Origin of the sequence: Pseudomonas sp. AP42 (assembly GCF_001728935.1) — a bacterium.
Classification (GTDB): Bacteria; Pseudomonadota; Gammaproteobacteria; order Pseudomonadales; family Pseudomonadaceae; genus Aquipseudomonas; species Aquipseudomonas lactis.
Genome location: NZ_LYSO01000080.1, coordinates 1 through 21,809 on the forward strand (window position 1 = coordinate 1; position 21,809 = coordinate 21,809).

The 21,809-nt window shown below is 60.0% G+C and carries 18 protein-coding genes; 12 read left to right on the forward strand and 6 right to left on the reverse strand.

All coding sequences use genetic code 11. The features are described 5' to 3' along the window. Nucleotides 1–141: 141 nt before the first annotated feature. From A7K61_RS22125 to A7K61_RS22135, 3 genes are all read right to left on the reverse strand, one after another. Nucleotides 142–2,001 carry a DUF3857 domain-containing transglutaminase family protein gene (locus tag A7K61_RS22125; RefSeq protein ID WP_069558377.1) on the reverse strand — a complete coding sequence of 620 codons (1,860 nt, stop codon included), beginning with the start codon at nucleotides 1,999–2,001 and terminating at the stop codon, nucleotides 142–144. 179 nt (nucleotides 2,002–2,180) lie between these two features. Further along, a complete protein-coding gene (locus A7K61_RS22130) occupies nucleotides 2,181–3,527 on the reverse strand; it encodes a glutamine synthetase family protein (RefSeq protein ID WP_044273144.1) in 1,347 nt (448 codons plus the stop codon). 11 nt (nucleotides 3,528–3,538) lie between these two features. Then, on the reverse strand, nucleotides 3,539–4,096 hold the full coding sequence (locus A7K61_RS22135; protein ID WP_069558378.1) for a helix-turn-helix domain-containing protein: 558 nt from the start codon (nucleotides 4,094–4,096) through the stop codon (nucleotides 3,539–3,541). A gap of 142 nt (nucleotides 4,097–4,238) precedes the next feature. Here A7K61_RS22135 and A7K61_RS22140 point away from each other — a divergent pair, with 142 nt between their 5' ends. Both A7K61_RS22140 and A7K61_RS22145 read left to right on the forward strand, forming a co-directional pair. Further along, the gene (locus A7K61_RS22140; RefSeq protein WP_044273148.1) at nucleotides 4,239–4,547 is read left to right on the forward strand and encodes an RcnB family protein; all 309 of its coding nucleotides are present in this window, start codon (nucleotides 4,239–4,241) and stop codon (nucleotides 4,545–4,547) included. Between the two features lie 88 nt (nucleotides 4,548–4,635). After that, the gene (locus A7K61_RS22145; RefSeq protein WP_069558379.1) at nucleotides 4,636–5,829 is read left to right on the forward strand and encodes an MFS transporter; all 1,194 of its coding nucleotides are present in this window, start codon (nucleotides 4,636–4,638) and stop codon (nucleotides 5,827–5,829) included. Here the strand turns inward: A7K61_RS22145 and A7K61_RS22150 are convergent. Together A7K61_RS22150 and A7K61_RS22155 are read right to left on the reverse strand one after the other, a co-directional pair. After that, nucleotides 5,792–6,064: a DUF1652 domain-containing protein gene (locus A7K61_RS22150; protein ID WP_069558380.1), complete on the reverse strand. Its 273-nt coding sequence runs from the start codon at nucleotides 6,062–6,064 to the stop codon at nucleotides 5,792–5,794. The genes A7K61_RS22145 and A7K61_RS22150 overlap by 38 nt on opposite strands. Nucleotides 6,065–6,166: 102 nt before the next feature. Continuing rightward, the gene (locus A7K61_RS22155) at nucleotides 6,167–7,663 is read right to left on the reverse strand and encodes a PAS domain S-box protein (RefSeq protein WP_044273150.1); all 1,497 of its coding nucleotides are present in this window, start codon (nucleotides 7,661–7,663) and stop codon (nucleotides 6,167–6,169) included. 203 nt (nucleotides 7,664–7,866) lie between these two features. Here A7K61_RS22155 and A7K61_RS22160 point away from each other — a divergent pair, with 203 nt between their 5' ends. From A7K61_RS22160 to A7K61_RS22175, 4 genes are all read left to right on the forward strand, one after another. After that, nucleotides 7,867–8,835: a hypothetical protein gene (locus tag A7K61_RS22160; RefSeq protein WP_019821429.1), complete on the forward strand. Its 969-nt coding sequence runs from the start codon at nucleotides 7,867–7,869 to the stop codon at nucleotides 8,833–8,835. A gap of 78 nt (nucleotides 8,836–8,913) precedes the next feature. Then, a complete protein-coding gene (locus A7K61_RS22165; RefSeq protein WP_003190361.1) occupies nucleotides 8,914–9,534 on the forward strand; it encodes a hypothetical protein in 621 nt (206 codons plus the stop codon). A gap of 232 nt (nucleotides 9,535–9,766) precedes the next feature. Then, entirely contained in the window at nucleotides 9,767–10,111 is a 345-nt protein-coding gene (locus A7K61_RS22170; protein WP_003190363.1) for an FKBP-type peptidyl-prolyl cis-trans isomerase, read from the forward strand. Between the two features lie 11 nt (nucleotides 10,112–10,122). Then, on the forward strand, nucleotides 10,123–10,722 hold the full coding sequence (locus tag A7K61_RS22175) for a GNAT family N-acetyltransferase (RefSeq protein WP_069558381.1): 600 nt from the start codon (nucleotides 10,123–10,125) through the stop codon (nucleotides 10,720–10,722). An 18-nt stretch (nucleotides 10,723–10,740) separates the two neighbouring features. On the opposite strand, the gene A7K61_RS22180 is transcribed toward A7K61_RS22175, so the two are convergent. Continuing rightward, complete coding sequence (locus tag A7K61_RS22180) at nucleotides 10,741–11,478, reverse strand: helix-turn-helix transcriptional regulator (RefSeq protein WP_069558382.1); 738 nt, start codon at nucleotides 11,476–11,478, stop codon at nucleotides 10,741–10,743. 74 nt (nucleotides 11,479–11,552) lie between these two features. On the opposite strand from A7K61_RS22180, the gene A7K61_RS22185 reads away from it, so the two are divergent. The 6 genes from A7K61_RS22185 (at nucleotide 11,553) to A7K61_RS22210 (ending at nucleotide 21,729) form a co-directional block, all read left to right on the forward strand. Continuing rightward, complete coding sequence (locus A7K61_RS22185; protein WP_069558383.1) at nucleotides 11,553–12,713, forward strand: cytochrome P450; 1,161 nt, start codon at nucleotides 11,553–11,555, stop codon at nucleotides 12,711–12,713. After that, on the forward strand, nucleotides 12,710–13,054 hold the full coding sequence (locus A7K61_RS22190) for an antibiotic biosynthesis monooxygenase (RefSeq protein ID WP_014717987.1): 345 nt from the start codon (nucleotides 12,710–12,712) through the stop codon (nucleotides 13,052–13,054). The genes A7K61_RS22185 and A7K61_RS22190 overlap by 4 nt, the downstream gene beginning before the upstream one ends. A gap of 550 nt (nucleotides 13,055–13,604) precedes the next feature. Continuing rightward, nucleotides 13,605–16,310 (forward strand): magnesium-translocating P-type ATPase, encoded by a 2,706-nt coding sequence (mgtA, locus tag A7K61_RS22195; protein ID WP_069558384.1) that lies wholly within the window; start codon nucleotides 13,605–13,607, stop codon nucleotides 16,308–16,310. Nucleotides 16,311–16,476: 166 nt separating this feature from the next. Next, nucleotides 16,477–17,193, forward strand: coding sequence for an MgtC/SapB family protein (locus A7K61_RS22200; RefSeq protein ID WP_069558385.1), 717 nt, complete (start codon nucleotides 16,477–16,479; stop codon nucleotides 17,191–17,193). Nucleotides 17,194–17,481: 288 nt separating this feature from the next. Continuing rightward, a complete protein-coding gene (locus tag A7K61_RS22205; protein WP_032892431.1) occupies nucleotides 17,482–18,108 on the forward strand; it encodes a response regulator transcription factor in 627 nt (208 codons plus the stop codon). 6 nt (nucleotides 18,109–18,114) lie between these two features. After that, a complete protein-coding gene (locus A7K61_RS22210) occupies nucleotides 18,115–21,729 on the forward strand; it encodes a transporter substrate-binding domain-containing protein (RefSeq protein ID WP_050516205.1) in 3,615 nt (1,204 codons plus the stop codon). The last annotated feature ends 80 nt before the right edge of the window (nucleotides 21,730–21,809 follow it).

Sequence of the window (21,809 nt, forward strand, 5' to 3'; positions counted from 1 at the left end):
CCTTGTGCTGCTACAGCCCGCAAAGTTGTGTAGATACCTATGCTGCGATGGCGATGTATCAGCCACTCATGTGCAGGCTGACCCGCCGTCTTCGCAGGCAAGCCAGCTCCCACATTTGGATCGGGGTGGGTCAGGGGTAGCTTAGAGCTTCACCACCTGATGCACCTGCTCGGCACAGGCCCGAGCTTCTTCAATCATCTTGCCGAACGCATCGCTGGTGACTTCGGCATGGGTCAGCCAACGTTTTTTCTGGCTCAGGCGATAGTGATAGCGCAGTGAGCCATCTTCCAGTTTTCCGTCCAGGTCGAGGTCGTACCAGGGCGAGCGCACCTTGCAGCCGGGGATGGCTTTTTCCATCTTCCCGCCTGCCAGGCTGTAGGTGTAGTCATAGGTCTCGGGGTTGCCCAGGTAGAGGTCGGCCTGTTGCCCCTGGCGACGATAGTTGACGTAACCCTCCCAGCGGTCTTTCAAGGACGGGTCAGTGTAGACATAGTCATTGGCCAGTTTTTCCAGGGCGCGCTGATCGTTCATGCGGGCGCTGACGCTGTAGCCGTCATGCACCACAAAGCGGGTGGGTTCGCGGGTGATCTGGCAGTCGCTGATGTCGTTGCCGAAGTTGGCGCAGATGTTCTGGTCGGTGGCGGTGGTGCCTTGCTGGCGGTCGGCGACGCTCAGTTGCATCAGCGGCAGGCGGCTGAAGGTAATCGTCGCCTTGACCTCGCCATCTCCCTCTTTGCCGTATTGCACCTGTTTGTCCAGGCGTATCGAGACTTCGGGGCGCTCCAGTGGGATGTGTTCTTCGCGCACCTGGCTCTGGGCGTCGTTGACCAACACCCAGCGGTCCTGAATATCGGGCATGGTCTGGCCTGGGGCGAAGACCGGGTTGGTCGGGTCAAGCCACCACACCTGGCCATTCACTTCGGCACGCACGATGGCGTGGTTGGGCGCCTGGGTGCCCGGAATCAGCAGGGCATCGACCACGTCGCCACGGCTGACCCACGCGGTCTCCGCCTTGATGCCGCTGGCCTTGAGCATGGCCGTCAGCAGCGTCGCCAGGTCCTTGCAGTCGCCGTAGCCGTGCTGCTCGATTTCCGCGAGGCTGAACGGCACGTAGCCGCGTTCGGTTGCGCGCCAGTCACCCAGGTAGCGGTAGTGATCATTGATGTGCTGCATCATTGCGGCTACTTGCTCAGCCGGCGCCAGGCTGCGTGCGGCGGCCACGGCGGCGGCGGCTTGCGCCGGCAGGTTGGCGCCGAGGATCTGGTTGTAACGCTGGGCAAAATCACCGAAGTACGCCTGGCGGTCCACGGCGCTGCCCACTTCCAGGCGTGGAACGCGCAGCAGCGCGGCGGCGGAGGATTCATTGATGTAGTTGAGGTAGATCGGCGCTTTAAGCGCCACGTCCAGGGTTTTGCCGTTACTCGACGGGGTCACGTTGAAGGCGTCGAACATTTCACTACGCCACTGGATCGGGCGTTCGGCGGTAAAGCGCGCCTTGAAACGATCACGGCGGGCCGCGCCGGGGCCGAACTTGAGCACGTAATGGAACTGGCTCATCAGCGGTTTTGCCGGATAGTGGTGGCGTACGGTGTAGCGGATCTTGGTGCCCACGCGCAGGTTGGGGAAGGCCAGGGAGGTTTGCTTATCGCGGCTGAAACCCTGGTCTGGGTTGGGCGCGCTGCGCGTATCGATTTGCGTGTCGGCGAGGGCGACCGGCTTGGCGCCAGGCTGGGTGGACTGGGCGCTGATCACTTCAAAGGTATCGCCTTCGGAGTAATCGAAATCGATGCGCGAGAGCATTTCGCGGCCGTTGGGTTTGAGGATCGTGTAGCGGTAGGTGGTGGTGCAGTCGGTGCTGGCGTCGCGGTTGAAGTGGCAGTGCAATTCGGTGTCGTTGGCCAGTGGGGCTTCGGCCAGGGGTTGCAGTGCAGCGCTGACGGAATGGGAAACCAGCCCCAGACTGATAGCAATCAAAGGGCGGTGAAACGAAAAACGGTACATGGGCGCCTCGGGTGACACATTGAAACAGCTACCCGGCGGGTAGCGAGAAGGCGCCGGATGATAATGGATCTCAACGGCAAAGGCCAGGATTGTTCGACAATTTTTAAGCCTGAAAGGCCCGTGCTAGAGCCTTTCGTTGATTTGGGTCAAGGTTTGTATGCCGCCAGCGCGGCGCGTGCTTAGAGAAACCAGCGATATTCGCGCGCATGAATTTCTTGCTGGAAAGCCAAGTGATCCTGGCGTTTGTTCTCGCAATACACGTCGACAAATTCCGCGCCCAGCTTGTCGCGCAGTACCGGTTGCTGCTGCATGGCACGCACGGCGTCGAGCATTTCCACCGGGAAATCGGTGCCGCTGTTGCGGTCTTCGTTCAGTGGCGCGATGGGGTCGCGCTTGGCCTCAAGCCCGTGCTCCAGGCCCACCAGGATTGCCGCCAGTACCAGATAAGGGTTGGCATCGGCGCTGGCCAGGCGGTGCTCGATCCGCAGGTTGCGCGGGTCGGACTCGGGGATGCGCACACAAGCATCGCGGTCCTCAAAGCCCCAGCTCGCCCGCGTCGCAGCGTTGACCGTGCCGCCCAGGCGGCGGAAGGCGTTGTGGTTGGGCGAGAAAATCGGCATGCAGTGGGGAAGCAATTCCAGGCAACCGGCCACGGCGTGGCGCAGCGGCTGCTGCTGATGGGCCGCGAGCAGGTTATTGCCCGCCGCATCGTAAAGGCTGACATGCACATGCATGCCGCTGCCGGGAAATTGCAGGTAGGGCTTGGCCATGAAGCTGGCGCGGTAACCCTGCTTGAGCGCCACGCCACGGGTGCTGCGGCAGAACAGGGCGGCCCAGTCGGCGGCGCGCAGGCCGTCGTCGCAGTGGCCGAAGTTGATCTCGAACTGGCCGGGGCCGATTTCGGCGGTGATCACCGTGATGTCGATGCCTTGGTCCTTGGCGGTTTGCGCCATGTCCTCGAGCACGTCGCTAAAGCGCGACAGCCGTTCGATATGCAGGTTGGGCTGGTCGTCGGCATCTCCGCTGAGCGGGTCGCGGGCAAATTGCGGCAGGCCGTTTTCCAGCTGTTTATCGAACAGGTAGAACTCCAGCTCAAACGCCACCACGGGGTGAATGCCCTGGTGCTGCAAGCGTTCCAGCACTTTGGCCAGGACTTCGCGGGGTTCGAATTCGATGGGCGCTTCGGTGCCGTCCGAGGTGATGAGCATTTGCCCCAATGGCTGGGACTCCCAGTTCACCGGTTTGAGCGTGCCCGGCACCAATCGGCGGTTGGCGTCCGGGTCGCCATCGTTGAAGCAGTAGTCGCCAATCTTGAACAGCCCACCCTGAGCCCCCAGCAATACCGCATTCTGCGGCAGCTTCAGCGGGCTGCCGGCTGCGACCTTTTCAAGCATCTCCACCGGGTAGCGCTTGCCGTAGAAATGCCCGGGAATGTCCAGGGCGATCAGGTCGACATAACGCACGTCGGGGTGGTTCTGGCGAAAGCTGCGTACTTCGGCCAGCAACGTGGAGGATTGGCTTTTCACGGGTGCAGCTCCTAGTTGTAAACCCACAAGACGCGGGCGGGCAGGTCGGTGAGGTTGGCATAACGGCAGTGGGCGAAACTGGCGAGGTGGAAACTGTCGCCGGGGCCGAGGGTGACCGGCTCGGCTTCGCTATCCACCCACAGGGTCAGCTCGCCTTCGAGCACAAAACCGGCCTGTTCGGCACGGTCGCTCATGCTTTGCTCGCCGCTGTTGGCGCCGGGGGCCAACAAGCTGTCGAGCATCGAAAACGCGCCGTTCATGCTCGGCGACACCAGGATGTCGGTGATGCCATTGGCGTAATACACCGTGCGCCGCTCGTTGGGGCGGGTGACCCAGTCCAGCGCCTTGGGCTTGGGAAGGCTGTAGAAGTAGGTGGTGGGCACGTCGAGGGCGTGGCTGATGGCGGTCAGGTCGGCCACGGTCGGGCGCGACAGGCCACGTTCGACCTGGGACAGAAACCCCACCGACCGCTCGATTTTTTGCGCAAGTTGCGCCAGGGTGAGTTTCTTGTGCTTGCGCAGGTCGTGGATCAGCGCCGCGAGGGTGGCGAGTTCTTCTTGTGGGGTCATGAAATTTATATCAAATAATTTCATGAAAAATTACACGATAAATTTCACGAAGGCAATCTCTGGCTACAGGGAAACCCGGCTGAATGATTGCGCGTCGCCGCGGTCGGAACTTGGGTACGCACCATTAATTGAAGGAGCACCCATGAAGTCGAAAACCTTAGCCGCTTGCCTGCTGGTCGCTGCCAGCTTTTCCTCCGTCAGCGCTGTCGTGCAGGCCGGCGATACCCCTCAGGAAACCGTGCAACCTTCAAACATCAACTCCCGTGACTTGAAAGAGGGTGATCGCGCCCCGGACATCTTGATGCGCGAGGAGTCAGCGATTAAAGACTGGAAAAAACGCGGGCTCAAACAGCCCGAAGAAGAAAGCCAATGGACGCGTGTAGGCGACAAGTACGTCCTGCTCAAGACCACCAACGGCACCATCCTCGAGATTACCCCAGTCAAGAAATAATCCCGCCGGGGCACCTGCTCGTTTCATGTCTCTTGCGTTAAGGTAACCGACCGCAATGGTCGCGTTACCTTTGAAGAACGAGAGCAGGATGCTTGCCACAATAAGAAACTACCCCCGCGCCGTGAATCTGCTGCTGTGCGCCACGTTGTTGCTGACGCTGGCCAAAGCCATCACCTTTCCCTACCTCGTGATCTATCTCAGCAGCCATTTCGCCCTGGACATTACCCAGGTCGGCCTGGTGATTGGCAGTTCACTGATCGTCGGCTCACTGCTGAGTGTCTACGGCGGTTTCCTGGTCGACCGCATCAATAGCTATCGCCTGTTGCTCGGCTTGAGCCTGGTGTTTGTGCTGGGGTTTATCGGTACGGTGCTGGCGCAGAATATCTGGGCGTTCTATGGCTGCCTGATCCTGATCAACCTGGCCTACGCCGTCATCGATATTGCAGTGAAAGCCGGCTTCGCCAGCCTGCTGCCCGAAGACGCGCGCAGCGAGGTGTTTTCCATCAAGTACACCCTTACCAATATCGGCTATGCCGTGGGGCCGTTCTTTGGCGCGATGGTGGCCAAGCTGGATATCAGCCTGCCGTTTATTCTGTCGGCGCTGTTGGGGCTGGGGTTTTTTCTGCTGTACGGGCGCTGGGGTGACCGTAACCTGGCCACGGTGGACGCCACGCAAAAGCCGGTGCCGTTCCTCGCCGTCGCCCGCGTTTTGCTGCAGGACCGTCGCCTGGTGTGCTTCACCCTCGGTGGTTTACTCAGCGCGGTGGTGTTCGGCCAGTTCACGGCCTACCTGTCGCAGTACTTGGTGACCACCACGACCGCCGAATACACCTACACGGTAATCAGCGCGGTGCTGACCACCAACGCGGTGCTGGTGATCGCCTTGCAGTACCTGATTGGCCGGCGCATCTCGCACCGTTACCTGAGCCAATGGCTGATCGCCGGCTTGAGCATGTTCATGTTGGGGTTGATCGGCTTCGGGCTGTCCACCAGCGTGGTGGGGTGGGTACTGGCGATGGCGGTATTCACCGTCGGGGAAATCATCGTGTTCCCGGCCGAGTACATGTTTATCGACCGAATTGCCCCGGACCACCTGCGGGGCATGTATTACGGGGCGCAAAACCTGTCCAACCTCGGCGCCGCGCTGGGGCCGGTGCTGTGTGGGCTGGTGTTGGCCAGCCTGCCGGCCCATTACATGTTCTACATGCTGGGGGCGTTTATCGTCGCCGGCGGGGTGTTTTATTTCATGGGGGCGGCGATAAAGGCAGATCATCCAGCGTGAGCTTGCCGACGTTGTTGCTTTGCAGCTCGTAGCGCAACTCATCCACCATCTTCGCCACTTCCTGCGGGGTTTGCAGGCGGTTGGTGCTGATGCCGGTCACCACCAGGTCGACACGGCCGGTCTCGGCGTCGTAGACCTTGAGGGTCAAGGACGCGTCCCGGCACAGGGTGAATTCGCACGTCAGCGGTGATAGGCCTTCTTCGATGCAGTTGCGCAGTTGAGAGAGGGTAAACATGCGGGTTCCTTCTAGGCATAAATACGATCCCTTGAAGGTTATTGCTTGCACCGCCGCGCAATAAGGCGAATTCGCACTAGACGCACTAGTGCATTTGCAGGGTCAGGGTTTGTTTTTCAGGCGCAAATCACCGGCAAACAGCCCGCGTTCACGGGCCCAGACGATCGCTGCACTACGGCTGTGCACCCCCAGCTTGGAATACACCGTGGCCACATGGTTACGCACGGTGTTGGGCGCCAGTTTCAAGCGCGAGGCGATCTCTTTGTCCGCCAGGCCCTCGCAGATCAGGCCCAATACATCGCGCTCGCGGGCGGTGAGGTCGGTGAACGAGACATTCGGCAGGTTGGGGCTGTTGACGCTCTTGGCGTTGGCCAGCTTCTCGATCAGGGTCTGGCTGAACCAGGACGCGTCCTGCATGACTTCCTCGATGGCCGCCACCAGTTCCAGCTCTGAGCGTTTGCGCTCGGTGATGTTCATCAGCACCATCAGGTAGCAGGGCACGTCCTGAATAACCACGGTGTCGGCGGACACCACGCAGTCGATCACCTCGTTGCCTTTCTTGCGCACCTTGAGGTCCTGGCCTTCAAGGTTGCCGGCTTTTTCCAGGGTGGCAAACAACTGCGCGCCGGCCTGGGGGCTGTCGATGAAGTTGATGTCTTCGATGGATTTGCCGATCAATTCTTCGCTGATGTAGCCGGTGATGCTCATGAAGGCTTCGTTGATGTCCACCACCTGGCGGTTGTCGGCACTGCACACCAGGGTCGGCACGGGCGTCAGGCGAAAGGATTTGGCGAAGCGCTCTTCGCTCTGGCGCAGGGCGATTTCGGCTTTGCGCCGTGGCTCCAGGTCGGTGAAGGAAAACAGCATGCAGTCTTCCTCGTTCATGTCCAACGGTTGGCCGGCGACGATCACCAGTTTACTGCCACCTTCGGGCAGTCTCAGTTCGGCCTGCATCTGCGGGATGGTCGCGCCTTCGCCCAGGCGCTGGATTGCCAGGTCCTTGCGCTCGGCCTGTTCCAGCACATCCAGTTCATACACGGATTTGCCGATGACCTGATCGCGGTTGTAGCCGGTCATCTCCAGAAAACCCTGGTTGACCTTGATGTAGCGTAGGTCGCTAAGACGACAGATCACCGCGGGCGCCGGGTTGGCGTTGAAGGTTTTCTCAAAGCGTTGCTCGGCGCTGGCCCATTCGGTGGCGTCGCTGAGGATCAGCACCAGCAACTCCGGCTCACCCTGGGCATCGGTCAGCACCAGGCTGCGCAGGCGGTGCACCCAGCAGCGGTGTTCGTCATCGGCGGGTGTGACTTCCACCACCACATCGCTGAACTCTTCGCCGGCAGCCACGCGGCTGAGGGGGTAGCTGTCCAGTGGCAACGGATGGTTGTTGCGATAGCGCAGGGCAAAGCGTTTGGCGTACGCCTCGGTATTGGCGCCCAGTTCCTTGACCTCGCTGACCCCATGCATGGTCAACGCCGCTTCATTGGCCCACAGAATGGTCTGGTCGACCTCGGCCAGAATCACACCGTCGGACAGTCCCGAGATGATGGTCTGCAGTTGGCGGCGGTTGGTTTCTTTGGCGAGAACATCCTGGGTCATAACGTCTCCGATTAGGGCAGGGCAAGGCACATTGGGTTACGACATCCCTGCTTCAGGATAGTGCAGAGTTATTGCCCACGGGGCAGTGCGAATGCACCAGAGCGCCTGGTGCATATGGGCCAGGACTGAACGTATGTCGTTTCGCCACACTCACACCCATCAAGGCGCATTGCCTTGCTCCTCAATTTGAAAAGGACCTTTGTATGACCACTGTCTATGAAACCAATCGATCGCTGTTTCGAGTGTCGTGGAGCTCGGTATTGGCCGGTAGTGCAATCGCACTGGTCACCTACCTGGTCTTGAGTGTGTTGGGCACCGCCATTGGCGCCAGTGCCGTTGACCCGATGGAAGCGGGCAACCCATTGAGCGGTTTTGGCACGGGTGCGGGTATCTGGCTGTTTGTATCGACACTGGTCGCCATCGCGTTGGGCGCCTTCGTGGCCGGTCGCACCGCGCCGGATCGTGGCGGCCTGCACGGGGTGCTGACCTGGACCCTGACCACCTTGCTCACCACTTGGCTGCTGGCGGGCCTGGCGTCCAGCGTGGTCGGCACTGCCGGCAACGTGGTGGGCAAAGGCCTGTCCGCTGCGGGTAGTGGCATTGCTGCCGCCGCGCCGGGGATTGGCAATAGCATCAAGCAGCAGTTGAACGAGCAGGGCATCGAGCTGGACTGGAACAGCCTGCAAGGCCAACTGGATACCTTGCTCAAGCAGAGCGGCAAGGCTGAGCTGGACCCAGCCAATGTTGAGCAAAAAGCCGATCAGGCAGCAGCCGATGGCAAGCAGTCGGCCACCGATGCAGCGACCAACCCTGCCCAGGCCGGTGATGAGCTCAAGCAATGGTTTGAACGTGTGAAAGCGTCCGGCGAGCCAGCCCTGAATGCAGCGGATAAAGAGGCGCTGGTCAACATCGTCGCGGCCCGCACTGGCAAGAGCAAAGAAGAAGCCACCCAGATCGTCGACAACTATGCCCAGGCTTATCAGCAAGCCATGCAAAAGGTCGATGAGCTGAAAAAACAGGCTGAACAAAAAGCCCGTGAAGCCGGTGAAGTCGCTGCCAAGCAACTGTCCCGCGCAGCCTGGAGCACCTTGGCCATGCTGCTGTTGGGCGCGGCCTTGAGCTTCTTTATCGGTCGTATCGCGCTGACTACCCGTCGCGTGCCCTTGGCTTAAAACTGTCTGCGGCAAGGACGCCGCCTGTGTGAAGGGGTAAAATGCTGGCATTTTACCCTTATCCCACAAAGGTGCCCCTTGAGCGCAGGCAAAGCCGTCGGACTGTTATTACTCACTTCCCTGTTGGCGGCGTGCGGCACCTCGCCGCCACGCACGCCCAACGATCTCTGCGGTATTTTGCGCGAAAAAGACGACTGGTACGACGCCGCCAAGGTCACGCAAAAGCGTTGGGGCGTACCGATCCAGGTGCCGTTCGCCATCATGTACCAGGAGTCGGGCTTTCGCCACGACGCCAAGACCCCGCGAAAATACCTGCTGTGGATCATCCCCTGGGGTCGCGTTTCCACCGCTTCCGGCTACGCCCAGGCCAAGGATGAAGTATGGAACGACTACCGCAAAGCCACTGGCCGCAGCGGCGCTGATCGTGAAGACTTCGACGACGCCATCGACTTTATCGGCTGGTACATGGACAAGACCTACACCATCAACGGCGTCTACAAGTACGACGCCTACGGCCAGTACCTGAACTACCACGAAGGCTGGGGCGGCTACCGCCAGCGCACCTACGCCAGCAAAGCCTGGCTGCCGCCGGTGGCGAGCAAGGTGCAGGCGCGTTCGCAGATGTATGCGCGCCAATATGCCGGGTGCAAGGATGAGTTGGGGCGCGGGTTCTGGAGCCGGTTCTGGCATTGGTTGTAAAAGGCTTTTGAATACGCGCAGATCCAATTGTGGGAGCTGGCTTGCCTGCGAAAGCGGTAGTACAGACACAGATGTAGTGACAGACACACCGCCTTCGCGGGCAAGCCCGCTCCCACATTGGATCTGTATGCATTCCAGCGAGCGGTCCACCATGTGGGCCATTCCCCTGCACTTGCCAAACCCACCCAATTCTGGGAAAACCCCAGCCCTTCACCCCTTCAATGAGAACCCCATGAGCAACGACGAACTGCAGGTCACCGACATCCGCCTGGGCGACGGCAAAGCCGTGGTCAAGGGCGCGCTGATCACCACCCAATACACCGGCACCCTGGAAGATGGCACGGTGTTCGATTCCTCCTGGGAACGGGGCAAACCGTTTCAGTGCGTGATCGGCACTGGCCGCGTGATCAAGGGCTGGGACCAGGGCTTGATGGGCATGCAGGTTGGCGGCGTGCGCACGTTGTATGTACCCGCGCACCTGGCTTATGGCGAGCGCTCGATGGGCGCGCATATCAAACCCAACAGTAACCTGCGCTTCGAGATTGAATTGCTGGAAGTGCTGACGCGGGATGATTGAAGAGGTTGAACATGGACGTTGATCCACAGGTGTTGCCTGGCTGTTCCCTCGAAGGCATTCGGGTGGTTGAGCTGCTTGGCTGTGATGAGGCTGAGCTGCAGCAGTTTTTTGAACAGGCACCCGATTACTTCATCGCGGTGAATGGCGAACCGGCTACCCCGACCGAAGCACGGGAAGAGTTACGCGGCCAATTGCCCGCTGGCTGGCATTGCAGCCGCCTGTACTGGCTGGGTTACCGCGATGCGCAGGGCCACTTGGTCGCCGTGGTGAATATCGCCGCGGATTTGCTCGCCGCCGGGGTGTGGCACATTGGATTGCTACTGGTGCATACGCGCTGGCACGGCAGCGGGCTGGCGCAGCGCTTGCACACCGACCTTGAGGCCTGGGCGGTGGCGAAGGGCGCCCAGTGGCTGCGGCTGACGGTAGTGGTGGGCAATACCAGGGCCGAGCGTTTTTGGCCCAGACTTGGCTATGTACAGGTGCGCACCCGCGAAGGCATCACGATGGGCCGGCAGGTGAATAGGGTGTCGATACAGGTCAAGCCCGTCGATCAGGGAACTATCGACGGCTACCTGGCGTTGGTTGTGCGGGATCGACCCGGCGCACCGTAGTATGAATGGGTTCTGGCCTCATGCGCAGGCGCCGCCTGAGCGCTTCAGTTCTGGGGCATCAATCCTGATCCCAAACCTGCCCGACAGCTCCTTTCGCCCCTTGGGCGTCACTGTCAGCGCCCGACTATCAAGGTCCTGGCTAACCCATTTGCGGCTTATGACGGCCTGTAGAACAGCGGCCCCCAGTGCGCCGGCGAGGTGAGGGCGACGCATGCTCCAGTCCAGGCATGAGCAAGCGAACAGACGCCGCTGTGCCCTTGCGGTTGCTACGTCGACACCGAGCCCTGTCATCGCTTTTTCGCCCTCCACGCTGAGCTGATACGTACCGTCACCTACGATCGGCAAGGTCAACCAGCCGAAGTCGATGAAACAGTCGTGAAGTTGTACCGCCAAGGACCCCGCCATGTGGTCATAGCAGGTTCGCGCTAGCTGCAACCGACTGGGGGTCGTTGAAACAAAACCGGCCTGTTCATTTCGGCTGATCACCATGAGGGCTTCGATGGCTTTGGCCACGTGAGCATCTGCCAGGCTGAAGTAGCGGTGCCTGCCCTGGGTGTGCAGTTTTACCAAGCCGTCCTCTTTAAGCCTTGCCAAGTGTGCGCTCGCCGTAGAAGCACTGACGTCGGCGATGACGGCCAGTTCCGTACTGGTGCGGGCGTGGCCGTCCATCAGCGAACATAGCATTTTCGTCCTTGCGGGTTCGGCAATGGCGCCGGCGACACGCGAAATGGCGGTGTCATTGCTTCGGGAATCCATATTTCGTTCCTGAGCGAATTGTCGATGTGACGGTTGTTCGATAGTAGCCGTTCTTTGCGAAAAGGATTGCCAAAATGACGCCGTTTGAAGCCGCCACCCATGCCGACCCCTACGATTATTACGCACGCCTCAGACGACACAGTGAACTGGTCTTTGATGCAGATCTTGGTTTATGGATTGCCAGTGGCGCCAGTGTTGTCGAGGCCATTCTGGAGCATCCCGACTGCCTTGTACGTCCACCGCACGAGCCGATTCCAGCAGCCATTGCACAAGGCGCGGCAGGCGATATCTTTGGTCGTTTGATGCGTATGAACGAGGGCGTGCAACACCGGTGTCCCCGGAGGGTTATCGAACCTGCTTTGGGCTCGTTGGGAACCGAAAATATCGCAGGCATTGTGGCGCGGGTTGTCGAGACACTGGATGACCCGGTCGGTAACCCGAACGAGTGGATGTTCAGGTTACCGGTTTCGGTCATTGCGACTTTGATAGGTTTCGCACCCAGCCAGTGGGAGGAAGTCGCGCAACTGACACGGGATTTTGTCGCCTGTCTATCGCCACTGAGCGACGAAGCTCAACTCAGTGAAGCCCATTGCGGGGCGGCTGGGTTGAGGCAGATGTTCCAAGCGCTGCTGAATAACGACGATAAGTGTAGCGGCTTGTTGGACCGTCTTTATGGCGAATACCAAGCCTCAGCCTGGAAAGACGATGATGCGTTGATAGCGAATCTGATTGGCCTGTTGTCACAGACCTGCGAAGCCACTGCAGGCCTGATCGGCAACGCCCTCATAGCGCTCCAACGAAACCCCGGCCTGTTTGAAGGCATGCCCGCCACACCCATGCGCGTCGCTGAGTGGGTGGCAGAGGTGGCGCGCCACGACTCACCGGTACAAAACACGCGGCGCTTCGTTGCACGGCGCTGCACGATTGGCGGCAGCGTTCTGGAGGCGGGCGATACCGTTTTACTCTTGCTTGCTGCTGCCAACCGAGATCCCGGCGCCAACCCAGACCCGGACAGTTTCCTGCCCAAACGAACTCAACGACGAACCTTCAGCTTCGGCGCAGGCAGGCATCAATGCCCAGGCCAGCCCTTGGCATTGGCTATTGCCTCAGAGGTGATTTCGGCATTCTTGCAGCGACGGCCAGGCTTATCCGCCCGTGCTTATCGCTGGGATTATTTGCCTTCCCTTAATGGCCGCATTCCGCGGTTCTACCGTGATGAGGAGACTCAACAATGATCGCTGTTATTTTTGAAGCCTGGCCACATGAGGAGCACTACCAGCGTTATCTCGACCTCGCTGCCGAACTCAAGCCCTTGCTCGCTCAAATCGATGGCTTCATTTCAGTTGAGCGTTTCCAGAGCCTGAGTGAACCTGGAAAGTTACTCTCCTTATCATTCTGGCGTGACGAGGAAGCCATCCAGCAGTGGCGCAGCCTTGAGCTACATCGAGCCGCTCAGTCAACAGGCCGTCGGCAGGTTTTCGCTGACTACCACCTGCGCATTGCCCAGGTAGTGCGCGATTACAGTCTCGAGGATCGTGTTCAAGCGCCGACCGATAGCAGGCAGGCTCATGAGTGAAAGCAGCACTCCGCCTCTGTAGGAGCGAGCTTGCTCGCGAAAAACTCGCAGGCGCCGCGTTCACACAGCAAGCACGCGTTATCGTTGACGTTTTCGCGAGCAAGCTCGCTCCTACCGTTGTTACCTGAACCCATCCTGAAGAATCTTCTTATTCACCAGGCTGACACTTTCCTACGGTTTACTCTGCCAACATCGGGGCGTAAGCTTCGCGCGTTTTCATCAATAGCGGAGACCCTCAGTGGGTACTTGTTCGAGTGACAGTCGTCGGCCGGTTTCGGTAACCGGCCTCTACTTGGCAAGGTAACGCGCATTTTCCCGATGCCGTTGTCTCGCCTCATAAAGCGAGAAGCGGCATCCCGGCGGTGGCCAGTCCTGGCACCTGCCTGATTCCCTCTCATCGACGCTGACCAGCACCTGGGTAACGCCTGGATGCTACGGACGCGCCTGCCTGTTACGGCGGGCGGGCCAGGTTCGGCTGTGCCTGTGTGACGGGCGCGGTGTGGACGGGCAGTACCTGCACGACGGTTTTTCCTCGCGCAGGAGTTACACCATGAACCTCACTTTGCTCAAAGAGTTCTTCGCCGGTTTCCTGCGGACCCGGCATATCGCCCGGCATTTTCGCCGCCTGGCGATGCTGGAGACCGTGACCGACGCCAGCGTCAGCCGCGAAGTACCGCCTAGCCTGGCGCAGACGCTGGTGGCTGCTGCCAACCGCAGCACCGTGCAATTGCTGGGTGTACTGGGCAGCCACACCGAGGGCCTGAACACTCAGGAGGCCGATGCCCTGCGCGTGCAATACGGCCTCAATGAAGTCGAGCACGAGCAGCCGCTGCCGTGGTGGGTGCACCTGTGGCATTGCTACAAGAACCCCTTCAACCTGCTGCTGACCCTGTTGGCGGTGATCTCCTGGCTGACTGAAGACATGAAGGCCGCCACGGTGATTTTCTCCATGGTGATGCTCTCGACCCTGTTGCGCTTCTGGCAGGAGGCCAAGTCGAACAAGGCCGCCGACGCCTTGAAAGCCATGGTGAGCAATACCGCGACGGTGCTGCGCCGCGATGCCGCCAAGCGCATTGAATTGCCGATCAAGCAATTGGTGCCAGGCGATCTGATTGTGTTGTCGGCCGGCGACATGATCCCTGCGGACTGCCGCGTGCTCAGCGCCAAGGACTTGTTCGTCAGCCAGGCGGCGATGACCGGTGAATCCATGCCGGTGGAGAAGTTCGCCCACCAGCAGGACGCCCACACGCGCAACCCGCTGGAGCTGGAGAATATTCTGTTCATGGGCACCAACGTGGTGTCCGGCGCCGCCACGGCGGTCATCCTGGCCACCGGCAACAGCACGTATTTTGGTGCCTTGGCGCAACGCGTCACGGCGACGGACCGTGCGACCACCTCGTTCCAGCAGGGGGTCAACAAGGTCAGTTGGTTGCTGATTCGCTTTATGTTCGTGATGGCGCCGCTGGTGCTGTTCATCAACGGCTTTACCAAGGGCGACTGGACCGAGGCGTTGCTGTTCGCGCTGTCGATTGCCGTGGGCCTGACCCCGGAAATGCTGCCCATGATCGTCACCTCGACCCTGGCCAAGGGCGCGGTGTTTCTGTCGCGCAAGAAGGTGATCGTCAAGCGCCTGGACGCGATCCAGAACTTCGGCGCCATGGACGTGCTGTGCACCGACAAGACCGGCACGCTCACCCAGGACAAGATTTTCCTGGCCCGGCATGTGGATGTGTGGGGCCAGGAGTCGGACGACGTGCTGGAAATGGCCTACCTCAACAGCTACTACCAGACCGGCTTGAAGAACCTGTTGGATGTGGCGGTGCTTGAGCACGTGGACATCCATCGCGAGCTGAAAGTGGGTACCGCGTTTCACAAGGTCGACGAGATCCCCTTCGACTTCAACCGCCGCCGCATGTCGGTGGTGGTGGCCGAGCAGCACCAACCGCACCTGTTGATCTGCAAAGGAGCGGTGGAGGAGATTTTGTCGGTGTGCAACCGCGTGCGCCATGGCGACGTCGATGAAGTGCTGACCGACGAGCTGCTGGCGCGCATTCGCCAGGTGACGGCAGCCTTTAACGAAGAAGGGCTGCGGGTGGTGGCGGTCGCGGCGCAGCCGATGCCGGCGGGGCGTGACACCTACACCCTGGCCGATGAGAACAACCTGACGCTGATTGGCTACGTGGCGTTTCTCGACCCGCCCAAGGAAAGCACCGCACCGGCTCTCAAGGCCCTGAAGGCTCACGGCGTGGCGGTGAAAGTACTGACCGGCGACAACGAACTGGTCACGGCGAAGATCTGCCGCGAAGTGGGCCTGGAACAACAAGGCTTGCTGATGGGTAACGACATCGAGGCGATGAGCGACGCCGAACTGGCCCTGGCCGTGGAAACTACCAATGTGTTCGCCAAGCTCACCCCCAGCCACAAGGAACGCATCGTGCGTCTGCTCAAGGCCAACGGGCATGTGGTGGGCTTTATGGGCGATGGTATCAACGATGCTCCGGCGTTGCGCACGGCGGATATCGGTATTTCGGTGGACAGCGCGGTGGACATCGCCAAGGAAGCGGCCGACATCATCCTGCTGGAGAAGAGCCTGATGATTCTGGAGGAGGGTGTGCTGGAAGGCCGGCGCACCTTCGCCAACATGCTCAAGTACATCAAGATGACCGCCAGTTCCAACTTCGGCAACGTGTTCTCGGTGTTGGTGGCCAGTGCCTTTATCCCGTTTTTACCGATGCTGCCGATGCACCTGCTGGTGCAAAACCTGCTGTATGACATCTCGCAGATCGCGATCCCGTTCGACAACGTCGACGACGAGATGCTTGCCACGCCGCAACGCTGGCAGCCAGGCGAGGTGGGGCGCTTCATGCTGTTTTTCGGGCCAATCAGTTCGATCTTCGACATCACCACGTTCGCACTCATGTGGTATGTGTTTGATGCCAACACGCCAGACCACCAGACGCTGTTCCAGTCCGGCTGGTTTGTGGTGGGGCTGCTGACCCAGACCCTGATCGTGCACATGATCCGCACCCCGAAAATCCCGTTTCTGCAAAGCCGTGCGGCGCTGCCGTTGATGCTGATGACCGGCGTGATCATGGCCGTGGGGATTTTCCTGCCGATGGGGCCATTGGCGCATTACTTCAAATTGCAGGCGCTGCCGTCGCTGTACTTTGTGTTCCTGCCGGTGATTTTGCTGGCGTACATGGCGCTGACCCAAGCGGTGAAAGGCTACTACATCCGCAGGTTTGGCTGGCAGTAGTGAGTGCCATGCAACACCGCAAACCCTGTGGGAGCCGGGCTTGCCCGCGATGGCGGTGTATCAGTCGCCAGATTCATTGGCCGGTGTACCGCTATCGCAGGCAAGCCAGCTCCCACAGGAACCCACGGTGTTTTCCAATTTGTCGCTGCATTCATGGAGATTTTTTATGCAGGCAATCAACAACATCAACCTCAACTCCCTGGTCGACACCGTCGTCAGCCTCAGCGCGGCATTTATCCTCGGTGGCTTGATCGGTTTCGAGCGCCAATATCGCCAGCGCACCGCGGGGCTGCGCACCAATGTGCTGGTGGCGGTAGGCGCGGCGATCTTTGTCGACATGGCCAACCGGCTCGGTGGTGCGGAAGGTGCGGTGCGTGTGGTCGCTTACGTGGTCTCGGGCATCGGCTTCCTGGGGGCGGGTGTGATCATGCGCGAAGAAGGCAATGTGCGCGGGCTCAACACGGCCGCCACCCTCTGGGCTTCGGCGGCGGTGGGCGCCTGCGCTGGCGCCGACCTGATCCTCGAGGCCTTGCTGGGTACGCTGTTTGTGCTGGCGGCCAACACCTTGCTGCGGCCGATCGTCAATAACATCAATCGCCAACCCTTGGACGTGGTGTCGGCAGAGGTCACCAACATTCTTTACGTGATTGCGCGCCGCAGTCAGCAGCAGGCGGTGATGGCGTTGCTCGAGGCCGAGCTGGCACGTTGCAACTACCCGGCCAGCGATGTCGATGTGCAGCCGTTCGGCAGCGACGAAGTGGAGATCGAGGCCATCCTGGCCGCCACGTCGGTGGATGGCGACGAACTGGATGCTCTGGTAGCGCGCCTCTCTACATCAACTCTGGTGGTACAGGCTTTCTGGAGCCCAAGTACCACCGACTGACCCCTATGGGCGAGCCAGGATTGGCTAAGCTTGCTTGTGGAAAAATCCTACATCTAGTCCGGATTATCCCTTCAGTTAAAACATCATTGCGTTGCTAAGGTTGGGCACTTGCGGCTGTTGGGTCGTTGAGGTCCGGCGTCCGTGGTTATGCTGAGTTAATTGAAGGGGCCAGACACGGCCTGGTTACCGTACCGATAAGGCAGCGCCGTTCGTCGGAACTGTCATTTCTCACAGGTACCCAGGCCCGGTGTGATGTGTAAGGGTATTTTGTCCACATAGGGAAGTTGTATGAACAAAGCATTAATTGTGGATGACCATCCGTTTATCCGGGCGACGGTCAAACACCTCCTGCAGTTGGAGGGTTTTGTTGAGATTTTTCAGGCTGGGGATGGCGCAGATGCGATGCAGTTGGCGCGGGAGCAACGTCCCGAGCTGATTATCCTCGACCTGGCGATGCCCAAATTGGGCGGGTTGGAGGTCATCAGCCGGATCAAGGCGTTGGGCTTGCCGTGCAAGATTCTGGTGCTGACGTCCTACCTGGCGGTGTTTTTTTCCACCCGCTGCATGCGCGCCGGCGCCATGGGGTTCGTCGCCAAGACCGGCGAACTGGATGAGCTGCAAAAGGCTATCAAGGCGATCATGTCGGGCTACAGCTGCTTCCCCAGTTTGCCGACCAGTTCGGTGCGGCGCGACGATTTGCAAGAAACAGAACGGCAGATGATCGAATGTTTGTCTGACCGCGAACTTACCGTACTGCAGATGCTCGCCCTAGGGTTGGGCAACAAGGAAATCGCCGAGCAAATGCTGCTGAGCCACAAGACCATCAGTACCTATAAGACTCGACTCAAGGAGAAGTTGCGAATGTCCTCGGTAGTGCACTTATCCACGTTTGCTCAGCGCAACCATCTGATCTGAACTGAAATGATCACCGCCGCGTTTATCAGGTTCGTCACGATCCTTTGGATGAGCTTGTTACCTCTGATCGCGGTGGCCCTTGAAGAGCCTCACGCTTTGCGGCTGTTGGGGCACTCTCATATTGAGACCCCGCAAGTGGCGCTGGACGAGGCCGGTTGGCGTTGGCTGCGTGAGCGGCGCACATTGCTGATGGGCGTTTCGGCGCCCGATTACGCACCTTTTGACTTGACCAATAACAACGACGAACTCGAAGGTATCACGGCCGATTTTGCCGCATTGGTCGGCCAGGCCCTGCATATCTCCATCGAGGTTCGGCGTTATGACACCCGCGATGAGGTGGTCGAGGCGCTGAAGCAGGGGGCGGTGGATTTCCTCGGCTCCGCCAATGGCTATGAAGCGGCCGACCCGCAACTGCTGCTGTCTCGCTCTTATGCCAACGACCAACCGACCCTGGTGACCCGCAGCGGTGACAGCCAGGTATTGAATGACGACCTGGCCGGCAAGCGCGTGGCAATGCTCTATCACTACATGCAGCCCGACGCCGTACGGGCGTTTTACCCCCAGGCTCAACTGGAATTGTTTGCCTCGACGTTCGAAGCCATTGGCGCCGTGGCGTTTGGTCGTGCCGACGTCTACCTGGGGGATGCCATCAGCAGCAATTACCTGATCAATCGCAACCACCTCAATAATGTACGCATGGCGGATTTTTCCGGCCTGGAAGTCAATCCGTTTGCGTTTGCCGTCACCCGCGAAAATGCGCGCTTACTGCCCATCCTCAATGCCGCGCTGGAGGCGATTCCCGCCAGCGAGCAGATGGAAATCCTGCGCCGCTGGAGCGGAGGTAACCTGGGCATAATCGGCGTTGACCGGCTGCACTTGAGCGCCAGTGAACAACGCTGGGTGCAGAAAAATCCACGGGTCAGGGTTGCGGTGCTCAATGACTTCCTACCGTTATCTTTTATTGGTGGTCGGGGTCAATTCGAAGGCTTGAGTGCCGAGGTGTTATCGCGCATCAGCTTGCGCACCGGCTTGAAGTTCGATGTGGTGCCAGGCAGTTCGTTGCCGCGCCAGGTCAACATCGTCAGTGCGGGGACGGCTGACATGCTGGCGGTTATCACCCCCAGTGTGGAGCGGGCCGAAAAAGTACGCTTTACCCGGCCCTATTTGACCAATCCCTTTGTGCTGGTAACCCGTGACAGTCCACACAGCCCGCTCACGTTGGAAGAGATGGTAGGCAAACGCTTGGCCATGGTGGTCGGCAATGGCCTGCACGATGAGATAGCGCAGAATTTTCCAGGCGTGATGTTTGTCGATGTGGAGAACCCTCAGCAAGCCATGGCGCTGGTGGCCAACGGTGACGCCGACGGCGCGGTCAACTCGTTGATCAGCGCGCGTTATTTGATCAGCCGGTATTACCGCGACCGCTTGCGTGTCACCAGTACGGTCGGCACTGAGCCTGCACGCGTGACCTTTGGGGTCAACCGCAGTCAATTGGAGTTGTATTCGATCCTCGACAAGGCGCTGCTGAGTATCACCCCGCAGGAAATGGACGAATTGATTGGCCAGTGGCGCAGCGAGGTCATCATCGAGGACAGTTACTGGTTGCGTTATCGCAACGTGATTCTTCAGGGCTTCGGGTTGGCGGCGTTATTGTTGGCCGTCACGCTGGGCTGGGCCATTTACCTGCGCAGCCTGATTCGTAAGCGCCTGCAGGCCGAGCGGGCGCTGAGCGATCAGATGCGGTTCATGAGCGTATTGATCGACGGCACGCCGCACCCGATTTACGTGCGTGACCGCCAAGGGCGGTTGATGGCGTGCAATAACGCCTACCTCGACGTGTTTGGCTACAAGCTTGAAGACGTGATCGGCAGGACGGTGGTGGAAACCGACGTCGAAAACCCGCCACAGGCCCAGTCGTTTCATGAGGATTACCTGCGCTTGATGGCGGGGGGCGAGCCGCAGATTCATGATCGAATACTCAAGGTGCCCAATGGCGATGTGCTGACCATCTACCAGTGGATGCTGCCGTACCGCGACGGCGACGACAAGGTGGTGGGCATGATTGCCGGTTGGGTCGACGTGAGCGAGCGGCACCGGTTGCTCGGCCAGCTACAGGAAGCCAAGGACGATGCCGACGCCGCCAATCGCGCCAAGACTACCTTCCTGGCGACCATGAGCCACGAGATCCGCACGCCCATGAACGCCGTGATCGGCATGATCGAGCTGGCGTTGAAAAATGCCGAGCAGGGGCGGGTCGACCGCGATGCTCTGGAGGTGGCCTCGGTGGCTTCACGGGGCATGCTGGAGTTGATCGGCGATATTCTCGATATCGCGCGCATCGAGTCGGGGCACTTGTCGTTGACCCTGGAACCCGCCAACCTGCATGAGCTGTTGGCGTCGGTCGCGCGCGTGTTCGAGGGGCTGGCCCGCGCCAAGGGGCTGGCGCTACAGGTTGAGCTGGACCCGTTGATTGACCGGGCGGTGCTGGTCGACCCGCTGCGATTCAAGCAGGTGGTATCGAACCTTTTGAGCAATGCGATCAAGTTCACTTCTCATGGGCAGGTCAGCCTGGTTGCGCGGGCTAAGGTCGAGGATGATCGCTTGGCCGTCCAGTTATGGGTGCAAGACACCGGCATCGGAATCAGCATCGCCGATCAGCAGCGGTTGTTCAGTGTGTTTATCCAGGGCAGCAATAACCAGCAGTCGGCACGTAGCGGGTCTGGGCTGGGGTTGGTGATCAGTCGCAGCTTGTGTGAAATGATGGGCGGCCAATTGCACTTGAGTAGCGTGTTGGGGCACGGGACTCGGGTGGACGTGACGCTGACCCTGGCCATGACCGCCACGCTGCCGGCCCCGGTTGAGCCTGCACAAGAGGCGGTGCCTGAGGGCCGTGCGCTGAAGATTCTGGTGGTGGACGACTACCCGGCCAACCGCTTGCTGCTGGCTCGACAGTTGAGCTTTCTGGGCCACGATATCGTCACGGCCGAAGACGGTGTTCAAGGGCTTGAACAGTGGCGAGCGGGGCAGTTCGACGGCGTCATTACCGATTGCAACATGCCGTTCAAGAACGGCTATCAGCTGGCACAGGAGATTCGCGCGCAAGAGCGTGAACAGGGTCTGGAACCCTGCCTGTTGCTGGGGTTCACCGCCAACGCACAACCGGAGGAAGCCGAGCGCTGCCGGCAGGCGGGCATGGATGGCTGCCTGTTCAAGCCAACCGGGCTTGACGACTTGCGGTCGGCGCTGGCCTCGCGTGTGGCCGACGCGGGCCCGCAGCCCGTGGCGACATTCGACTTGAGCACATTGGTCGCGCTGACCGGCGATGATCACGCTGCGCTTGTCGAATTGCTGGCGCCGTTACTCGAAAGCCTGGAGGCAGACCGTGCCTTACTGCCGCGCCTGTCCAGCCAGGCAGATTTTGCCAAGCTGCACGACCTGGCTCACCGTGCCAAGGGCGGCGCGCGGATGGTCAAGGCAAACCTATTGATCAGTGGGTGTGAAGCATTGGAGGCAGTGTGTGAACAGCGCGACCGTCAGGCATTGGGACCAGCGGTTGAGGGCGTGGCTGAAGCGATCGATGTTTTGCGTCATGGCTTGAGCGCTTATTGCAATCAGCCTTGACTGCGGTTGATCGCCATTCGGGAAATTTGGGAAAACTCTTACGCGAACCGGGAACATGCCTGATTTTGTCGTCGGCATAT